Genomic DNA, 1,997 nt, shown 5'->3' on the forward strand with positions numbered 1-1,997 from the left:
GGCGGCGGTCGCGGCGACGTAGGCCTCGACGATGTCCTCGCCGGCGGTCTCGTAGGCGTCGGAGCGCGGGATGCCGAGCGCATCGCCGCGGTCGGCCACCTGCTGGATGTGCGCGGCGATCTCGGCGTCCGCAGGCGAGACGATCTGCGAGCCCTGGTCCGCGCCGCCGAGGTACACCTTGTAGCCGTTGTCGTTCGGCGGGTTGTGGCTCGCGGTGACCATCACACCGGCGTCCGCGCCGAGGTGGCGCACCGCGAACGCGAGCACCGGGGTCGGCAGCAGCCGCGGCAGCAGGATCGCCCGCAGTCCCGCGCCCGCGAAGATCTCGGCCGAGTCCTTCGCGAACACCCGGGAGTTCTTGCGCCCGTCGTATCCGATGACCACGGTCGGAGCCGGGCCGCCTGAGGCCTTCTCGGACAGGTACGCGGCGAAGCCGGCGGCGGCCTGCGCCACGAGCACCCGGTTCATCCGGTTGGAGCCGGCGGCGAGCTCGCCGCGCAGTCCTGCGGTGCCGAAGGCGAGACGCGTGGAGAAGCGGTCGGCCAGGTCGGCGAGAGCCGCCTCGTCGCCGGATCCGGCGCTCGTGATGAGACCGGCGAGCTCGTCACGGGTCTCCGGATCGGGGTCCTGACGCAGCCAGGCGCGCGCCTGCGAGAGCAGCGTCGCCTCCTGCGCGCTCACAGCGCCCCGATCACGCGGGCCAGCAGATCCGAGATGACGGGCTCCGCCTCTCGTCCCGCCTCGATGACCTCCGCGTGGCTGAGCGGCGTCTTCTGGATCCCCGCGGCCAGGTTCGTGATGAGCGAGAAGCCGAGGATCTCCATGCCGGCCTGCCGGGCGGCGATCGCCTCGAGCGCGGTGGACATGCCGACGATGTGGCCGCCGATGGCCTTCGCCATCTGCACCTCGGCCGGGGTCTCGTAGTGCGGGCCGCGGAACTGGGTGTAGACGCCCTCGTCGAGGCTCGGGTCGATCGTGCGGGCGAGGTCGCGCAGGCGCGCGCTGTACAGGTCGGTGAGGTCGATGAAGGTCGCACCCTCGAGCGGCGAATCCGCGGTGAGGTTGAGGTGGTCGCTGATCAGCACCGGCTGCCCCGGCTTCCAGGTCTCGCGGATCCCGCCGGCGCCGTTGGTGAGCACCATGGTCTTGGCACCCGTGGCCGCGGCGGTGCGCACGCTGTGCACCACGCGGCGCACGCCGTGGCCCTCGTAGTAGTGAGTGCGCGCGCCGATCACGAGCACGTTCTTCCCGCCGGGGGTGACGATGCTGCGGAGCGTGCCGACGTGGCCCTCCAGCGCCGGCTTGGAGAAGCCGGTGACCTCGGTGGCGGGGATGGTCGCGACGGTCTCGCCGATGAGCTCGGCGGCCTTGCCCCAGCCGGAGCCGAGGGTGACGGCGATGTCGTGACGCTCGACGCCGGTGAGCCGGCGGATGTCGGAGGCGGCCTCAGCGGCGATCGCGAAGGGGTCGGCACTCGGGTCGTCGAGGGGGTGGTTCCAATCAGCCATGAGATCGAGGATACGGCCCCGCGCCCCGCGCGGGCGAGGACGGCGCGGAAGAGCGGGAGTCGCGCGCACCCGCGCTCACGGCCGTGCCGCGGGGACCGAACGCGCGGCGAACGGGAGGGGAACGCTCTCCCGCCGCGGGCCGGCTGATCCCGGCCGCGCGGCGGATGCGGAAGAATGGATCCCATGACCTTGATGTTCGAGCGCTCTCAGCGTGTCGCCGTGCTCGGTGGCGGTCCCGGCGGTTACGAGGCGGCGCTCGCCGCAGCACAGCTCGGGGCGGAGGTGACGCTCGTCGAAAGGGTCGGCGTCGGCGGATCCGCCGTGCTGACCGATGTCGTGCCCTCCAAGAGCCTGATCGCCACGGCCGACGCGGCGGTCGCGATCAGCGAGGCCACCGACCTCGGCGTGCAGTTCTACGCGAAGGGCGCCGAGGGCAAGCCGCTCAAGCCGCAGGTCGCGATCAACCTCGCGGCGGTGAACAAGCGCCTG

General features: G+C 72.5%; 2 protein-coding genes and 1 pseudogene. 1 reads left to right on the forward strand and 2 read right to left on the reverse strand.

All coding sequences use genetic code 11. From position 1 onward, the window contains the following. Both B7X32_RS20590 and B7X32_RS20595 read right to left on the reverse strand, forming a co-directional pair. A pseudogene (locus B7X32_RS20590) lies at positions 1-681 on the reverse strand (phospho-sugar mutase); the annotation flags it as partial. Further along, on the reverse strand, positions 678-1,508 hold the full coding sequence (locus B7X32_RS20595; RefSeq protein ID WP_292724034.1) for a purine-nucleoside phosphorylase: 831 nt from the start codon (positions 1,506-1,508) through the stop codon (positions 678-680). The pseudogene B7X32_RS20590 and the gene B7X32_RS20595, both read right to left, overlap by 4 nt. Positions 1,509-1,682: 174 nt before the next feature. Here B7X32_RS20595 and B7X32_RS20600 point away from each other — a divergent pair. Beyond that, positions 1,683-1,997, forward strand: a 315-nt coding sequence (locus B7X32_RS20600) for an FAD-dependent oxidoreductase (RefSeq protein WP_292724036.1), incomplete at its 3' end; no start/stop codon positions are given.

Source organism: Microbacterium sp. 13-71-7 (assembly GCF_002257455.1).
In the GTDB taxonomy this organism is placed as follows: Bacteria; Actinomycetota; Actinomycetes; order Actinomycetales; family Microbacteriaceae; genus Microbacterium.